This is a genomic window from Paraburkholderia sp. (genome assembly GCF_035501035.1).
Taxonomy (GTDB): domain Bacteria; phylum Pseudomonadota; class Gammaproteobacteria; order Burkholderiales; family Burkholderiaceae; genus Paraburkholderia.
Genome location: NZ_DATJWR010000430.1, coordinates 1 through 5,795 on the forward strand (window position 1 = coordinate 1; position 5,795 = coordinate 5,795).

At 67.1% G+C, this 5,795-nt stretch carries 8 protein-coding genes; 2 read left to right on the forward strand and 6 right to left on the reverse strand.

What is annotated here, in order from left to right:
- Positions 1–481 precede the first annotated feature (481 nt).
- Both VMJ11_RS30615 and VMJ11_RS30620 read left to right on the forward strand, forming a co-directional pair.
- Positions 482–1,636 carry a patatin-like phospholipase family protein gene (locus VMJ11_RS30615; RefSeq protein WP_325624615.1) on the forward strand — a complete coding sequence of 385 codons (1,155 nt, stop codon included), beginning with the start codon at positions 482–484 and terminating at the stop codon, positions 1,634–1,636.
- A gap of 14 nt (positions 1,637–1,650) precedes the next feature.
- Entirely contained in the window at positions 1,651–2,391 is a 741-nt protein-coding gene (locus VMJ11_RS30620; RefSeq protein ID WP_325624617.1) for an acetoacetate decarboxylase, read from the forward strand.
- Positions 2,392–2,609: 218 nt separating this feature from the next.
- Here VMJ11_RS30620 and fliR read toward each other — a convergent pair whose 3' ends face one another.
- The 6 genes from fliR to VMJ11_RS30650 all read right to left on the reverse strand — a co-directional run.
- A complete protein-coding gene (fliR, locus tag VMJ11_RS30625; RefSeq protein ID WP_325624619.1) occupies positions 2,610–3,401 on the reverse strand; it encodes a flagellar biosynthetic protein FliR in 792 nt (263 codons plus the stop codon).
- Between the two features lie 30 nt (positions 3,402–3,431).
- Positions 3,432–3,701: a flagellar biosynthesis protein FliQ gene (fliQ, locus tag VMJ11_RS30630; RefSeq protein WP_325624621.1), complete on the reverse strand. Its 270-nt coding sequence runs from the start codon at positions 3,699–3,701 to the stop codon at positions 3,432–3,434.
- Positions 3,702–3,711: 10 nt separating this feature from the next.
- Positions 3,712–4,452 (reverse strand): flagellar type III secretion system pore protein FliP, encoded by a 741-nt coding sequence (gene fliP / locus VMJ11_RS30635; RefSeq protein ID WP_414694523.1) that lies wholly within the window; start codon positions 4,450–4,452, stop codon positions 3,712–3,714.
- A 102-nt stretch (positions 4,453–4,554) separates the two neighbouring features.
- A complete protein-coding gene (gene fliO / locus VMJ11_RS30640) occupies positions 4,555–5,205 on the reverse strand; it encodes a flagellar biosynthetic protein FliO (protein WP_414694521.1) in 651 nt (216 codons plus the stop codon).
- The gene (fliN, locus tag VMJ11_RS30645; protein ID WP_325624624.1) at positions 5,202–5,663 is read right to left on the reverse strand and encodes a flagellar motor switch protein FliN; all 462 of its coding nucleotides are present in this window, start codon (positions 5,661–5,663) and stop codon (positions 5,202–5,204) included. Before fliN ends, fliO begins: the two co-directional genes overlap by 4 nt.
- Positions 5,656–5,795 (reverse strand): FliM/FliN family flagellar motor switch protein (locus VMJ11_RS30650; RefSeq protein WP_325624627.1); only part of this gene is annotated, 140 nt, incomplete at its 5' end. The genes VMJ11_RS30650 and fliN, both read right to left, overlap by 8 nt.

Sequence of the window (5,795 nt, forward strand, 5' to 3'; positions counted from 1 at the left end):
GACACGGTGGCGGCGATCAGCCAGTACGAGCAGCTTTCGAATGCGCTCACGGCCTCGCAGAAGAGCTTTGCCGCGACGCAGAATCTTTCGCTGTTCCAGTATCTGAACCCCTGATCGGGGCGCCCGCCCGGGCAGGCGCCAAAGCGGGCACGAGGGTGCAATGCCGTTCAGTCGGACGACTGAACGGCATTTTTTTTTTCATGCGGCTCGTGGGTGAACCCGCCCGGCCGCGAGGAACCCGCTTCGGCTGAAATGGCTTCGCATGGCCTCGCGGCGCCGAAGCCCGTTCGCCGCGTCATAGGACCAAGGTCCGATTGCCGACGTGCGGCATAACTCCTAGGTTCCATCTGATACCTGAGCGCAGGCGTGGCGAGGCGCACCACGCCTGGAAAGCGCTGCGCGAGCCGCCGCAACGCCTGCGGCCCCGACGCTTGCCGCCCACTTTCCTCAGACGTGGCGGCGCCTGCCACTGGGAGCATCCATGCCCCGTGCACGCAATGCGGAGGCTTCAACCGCCTCCGTTGCCGCTCGCAAGTTCGACAACATCGTTCTCGTGCTGCAGGGCGGCGGGGCGCTCGGCGCGTATCAGGCAGGCGTGTTCGCGGGCCTCTGCGAGGCGGGGATCGTTCCCACCTGGATCGCCGGCGTGTCGATCGGCGCGATCAATGCCGCGCTGATCGCGGGCAATCCGCCGGAGCGCCGCGTCGAGCGGCTGCGCGAGTTCTGGGAGCGCTCGTCTTCGTGGTCGTCGTTCATGCCGCCTTCGTCGTTCGACAACACGCGGCCGCTCTTCAACCTCTACAGCGCCGCATCGGCGATCGCGTTCGGCATTCCGGGCTTCTTCATGCCTCGCATGCTCCCGCCATTCTTCTCGCCCGGCGGTTCGCTCGGCGCTCTGAGCTTCTACGACACGGAGCCGCTCAGGCGAACGCTCACCGAGCTCGTCGACTTCGATCTCGTGAACAGCAAGCCCGTGCGCCTCGCGGTCGGCGCCGTGAACGTCTGCAGCGGCGAATCCGTCTATTTCGACAACACGAAGATGGCGCTCGGGCCCGAGCACGTGATGGCGAGCGGCGCGCTGCCGCCGGGTTTCCCGCCCGTGAATGTCGGCGGCCAGTGGTACTGGGACGGCGGCATCTCCTCCAATACGCCACTCTGGTACGTGGTCGACGAGGCCTACCGGGAAAGCGCGCTCGTCCTGCAGATCGACGTGTTCAGCGGCACAGGCACGCTGCCGCAGAACCTCAACCAGGTGCAGGAGCGCATGAAGGACCTGCAGTACGCGAGCAAGACGCGCTTCAGCGCGGCCCGCGTCGGGCAGCAGGAGGCGCTGCGCGCGTCGCTGCGGCGCGTGCTCGCCATGCTGCCCAAGGAAGCGCGCACGGACCCCGACGTCGAGCGGCTCACGGCGATCAGCACGCGCGGCGAGGTCTTGCTCGTGCGCTTCACGAACCGCCACGACACGCGCTCGTCGGACTTCAAGGATTACGAGTTTTCGCGCGCCAGCGTGACCGACCTGTGGGAAGGCGGTCTCGGCGACGTGCGCCGCGCGATCGCCACCGAGGCGTGGCGCAACGCGACCGAAATGGCGCAGGGCATTCATGTCTGCGACCTCACCCCATCGAACCCTGCCTGACAGGAGCTACCACGATGACCGAGTCAGAAGTGCTGGAGCGCGCGTTTGCAATGCCGCTCACGAGCCCGGCGTTTCCGCCGGGACCCTATCGCTTCATCGATCGCGAATTCCTGATCATCACGTATCGGACCGACCCGGACGTGCTCGCGAGCGTGATTCCCGCGCCGCTCGAAATGACCGATCCGATCGTGAAGTTCGAATTCATCCGGATGCCGAACTCGACCGGCTTTGGCGACTACACCGAGAGCGGGCAGGTGATCCCGGTGCGCTTCCAGGGCCAGACGGGCGGCTACGTCCACGCCATGTTCCTCGACGACGAGGCCCCGATCGCGGGCGGCCGCGAGATGTGGGGGTTTCCGAAGAAGCTCGCGGCCCCGGTGCTGCACGTCGAGAAGGACACGATCAGCGGCGTGCTCCGATACAACAACATCCCGATCGCCGTCGCGACGATGGGCTACAAGCATCGCCCAATTCCGTCCGACAAGGTGCTCGCCTCGCTCACGGCGCCGAACTTCCTGCTGAAGATCATTCCGCACGTGGACGGCACCGTGCGCATCTGCGAACTCGTGCGCTACTACTGCGAGGACGTCACGGTGAAGGGCGCATGGGAAGGGCCGGGTGCGATCGAGTTGTTCCACCACGCGCTCGCGCCCGTCGCGGCCTTGCCCGTGCTCGAAGTGCTCTCGAGCGTCCATATCCTGACCGACCTCACGCTCGGCCTCGGCACGGTGGTGCACGACTACCTGGCCAAGTGAGGGCCCGCAATGGCGAGCCGATGACCGCGCGCCAACTCGCCTGACCGGCGTGACGTGTGGCGCGTGTCCCGTGTGTCCCATGTGCCACATGTGCCCCGTTTCGACCCGACGGCTTTCGATGCGCAAGCGTCGATGCCGGCCGGGCATAAGCTGACGGTCGCGCGAACGGCACCCGCGCGGGAGCGCTCATGCCACCACGGCTATCCGTGCGCCGGCCTTCACCCCGGCGGCCGCAGTGCCGCGGCCACGCGGCCCATCAGCTCGATGCCGTTGTCGAAGAGGCGCGCGAAGTAGGGAATCAGGTTCGGCATCATGAGCTGGATCAGCAGCAGGCCCACGAGCATGGTGAGCGCGAAGCCGATCTGGAAGATGCCGATCTGCGGGGCCGCGCGGTTGAGGATGCCGAGCGAAAGATTGGTGATGAGAAGCGCGACGACCACCGGCAACGAAAGCAGCAGGCCCGAGGAGAGCACCGTCGCGCCCCAGTCGGCGATGAGGCGCCAGCCCGCCGCGCCGAGCACGTTCGCCGTGATCGGCACCGACTGGAACGTGGCGATGAGCGCGGCGATCATCTGCAGATGGCCGTCGAACACGAGAAACGCGAGCATCGCCATCATGTTCAGCCACGAGGAGAGCGCGGGCGTGCTGGTGTTGGCCTGCGGGTCGAAGAAGCTCGCAAAGCCGAGACCCATGCCAAGGCCGATCAGGTCGCCCGCCGTGGTCACGACCGCGAACACGAGCTGCATCGTGAAGGCGAGCGCGGCGCCGATCAGGAACTGGTTGACGAGTATCCACACGCCTTCGGCCGAGAACACCGTCACCTGCGGCATGGCGCCGAGCGTGGGCGCGACGATCAGCGTGATGAAACCCGCAAGGCCGATCTTCACGCGCGTGGGCACCGAGCGGTTGCCGAGCACGGGCGCGAGCGCCACGAGCGCGAGAATGCGCGTGAACGGCCAAAGGAACGCGGTGAGCCAGGCGTTGAGCTGCGCGTAGGTGACGGTGAACATCGTGTGCCGTGGGGCGGCTGAGCGGCGCGCCTAGCCCGCGTACGCGGGAATGCTCGTGAACATGCGATGCATGTACTCGAGCATCGTCGTGAGCATCCACGGCCCGGCGATCACGAGCGTGAGCGCAATGGCGACCAGCTTGGGAATGAACGAGAGCGTGGATTCGTTGATCTGCGTGGCCGCCTGGAAGAGGCTCACCACGAGACCCACGACGAGCGACACGAGCAGGAGCGGAGCCGCGAGCAGGAGCGCGATGTACATCGCCTCGTGGGCGAGCGTCATGACCATTTCGGGCGTCATGTCATTGTCCTCAGCTAAAGCTCTGCGCGAGCGAGCCGATCAGCAGCTGCCAGCCGTCCACGAGCACGAACAGCATGAGCTTGAACGGCAGCGAGATGGTCGCGGGCGAGACCATCATCATACCCATCGACATCAGCACGCTCGCCACCACCATGTCGATGATGAGAAACGGAATGAAGATCGTGAAGCCGATCTGGAAGCCGGTCTTCAGCTCGCTCGTGACGAACGAGGGCACGAGCAGCGTGAGCGGCACGTCCTCGGGGCCCTGCATCGGCGCCGCGTGCGAGATGCGCGCGAACAGCGCGAGATCGGACTCGCGCGTCTGGCGCAGCATGAAGGTCTTGAACGGCGCGACGCCGCGCGCCACGGCGTCGTCCATCGAGAGCGTGCCGGCCGCGAACGGCTTGTAGCCGTCGTTGTAGGCCTTGTCGAGCACCGGCGACATCACGAACAGCGTGAGAAAGAGCGCGATGCCCACGAGCACCTGGTTGGGCGGCGTGGTCGTCGTGCCGATCGCCTGGCGCAGCAGCGAGAGCACGATGATGATGCGCGTGAAGCTCGTCATCATCAGCACCATCGCGGGCAGGAACGACAGCATCGTGAGCAGCAGCATCGTCTGCACGCTCAGCGAGTAGGTCGTGCCGCCGTTGGGGCCCGGGCTCGTATTGAAGGCGGGCAGGCCCGCCGGCTGCACCGACTGCGCGTGCGCGAGGTGCGGCAGCGCGAAGGCGAGCGCGCCCGCGCCCAGCATCAGCGCGAACGGGAGCGCCGTTCTGGCGATTTTCGCGAGGGATTCTGCGCGCGCGCGGGCCTCACTGCCTGCGGGCCGCGCCTGAAGGGAACTGCCTTGCATTTACTGCGCTCCGCCTTCGTGACGCTTGAAACGCGCCGTGAAACGTTTATCGGCCTCGCTTTTCAGTGCGTCACGAAAGCGCTGTGCGAAGGTGCCTGAGAGGGCGGGGCCGCTTGCCGCCGCAGCCGCCGCGCTTGACGGGAGCTCGCCTGCGGGCATGGTGTGGAGCAGCCGCACGTTGCCGGGCGCGGCACCGAGCACGAGCCAGGTGTCGCCGATCTCGACCACGGCCACGCGCTCCTTGCCGCCGAGCGAAGCGCCGCCCACCGTCTTCACGAGCGCGTTCCTCGTGCCGCCTTGCAGGCCGAGGCGCCGCGCGAGCCACGCGCAGCCGAACACCACGCCGATCACGAGCGCGAGGCCGAGCACCGTCTGCACGACGGCGCCAAAGCCGAGCGCGGGCACGGCGCTGCCGGTTACGACTGCCGAGGCGGCCGCCGTGCCCACCGTGCCCGAGGCCGCGCGAGCCGCTTCGTTGACCGCCTGGAGATCGGCGGCCCGCGCGCTCATGACGGCGCAAGCCGCGACGCCCGCGAGCGAGAGATGCATCGCGACCCGCCACGAAAGCCGCAGCACCCGCGCGCCGCGCAACTTCCGGGCGCGCGGGGCAGCGTTCATCGACACCGCGCGGGCAACGGCCTGGGGGGTCATCGGTTGAGCTTCCGGATCCGCTCGGACGGGGTGATGATGTCGGTCAGGCGAATGCCGAACTTGTCGTTCACGACCACCACTTCGCCCTGGGCGATCAGGCAGCCGTTCACGAGCACGTCCATCGGCTCGCCGGCGAGGCCGTCGAGCTCCACCACCGACCCCTGCGCGAGTTGCAGCAGGTTGCGGATGGCGATCTTGGTGCGGCCGAGCTCCACGGTCATCTGGACGGGAATGTCCAGAATCATGTCGATGTCGTTGGTCGTGCGTGTCGAGTCGACCTTCGAGAGCGGCTGGAACACGCCGGCCGTCGCGGGCTCGGTGGTGGCCACTTCGTTGCCGTTCTGCTCGGCGAGCGCGGCCGCCCAGTCGTCCATGTCGCCGCCCGCGGCCTGCGCCGCCGCGTCGTGGCCCGGTTCGAGCACCGGCTCGTCTGCGCTCGTGCCGTTTACGTCACTCATATCCACCTTCCTTCATCGTGTCGGCTGCGCTGATCATCTTCTGGACCCGCAACGCGTATTGACCATTGAAAATTCCGTAGCCGCACTCCATCACCGGCACGCCGTCCACCTTGGCGACGATGTGCTCCGCGA

What these genes read in the sequence shown, in the direction of transcription:
- fliR (WP_325624619.1), bottom strand. Translation starts at nt 3,401, where the DNA reads ATGTTCACCGTCACCTACGCGCAGCTCAACGCCTGGCTCACCGCGTTC.
- fliN (WP_325624624.1), bottom strand. Translation starts at nt 5,663, where the DNA reads ATGAGTGACGTAAACGGCACGAGCGCAGACGAGCCGGTGCTCGAACCG.
- fliQ (WP_325624621.1), bottom strand. Translation starts at nt 3,701, where the DNA reads ATGACGCCCGAAATGGTCATGACGCTCGCCCACGAGGCGATGTACATC.
- VMJ11_RS30615 (WP_325624615.1), top strand. Translation starts at nt 482, where the DNA reads ATGCCCCGTGCACGCAATGCGGAGGCTTCAACCGCCTCCGTTGCCGCT.
- fliP (WP_414694523.1), bottom strand. Translation starts at nt 4,452, where the DNA reads ATGCTGGGCGCGGGCGCGCTCGCCTTCGCGCTGCCGCACCTCGCGCAC.
- VMJ11_RS30620 (WP_325624617.1), top strand. Translation starts at nt 1,651, where the DNA reads ATGACCGAGTCAGAAGTGCTGGAGCGCGCGTTTGCAATGCCGCTCACG.
- fliO (WP_414694521.1), bottom strand. Translation starts at nt 5,205, where the DNA reads ATGACCCCCCAGGCCGTTGCCCGCGCGGTGTCGATGAACGCTGCCCCG.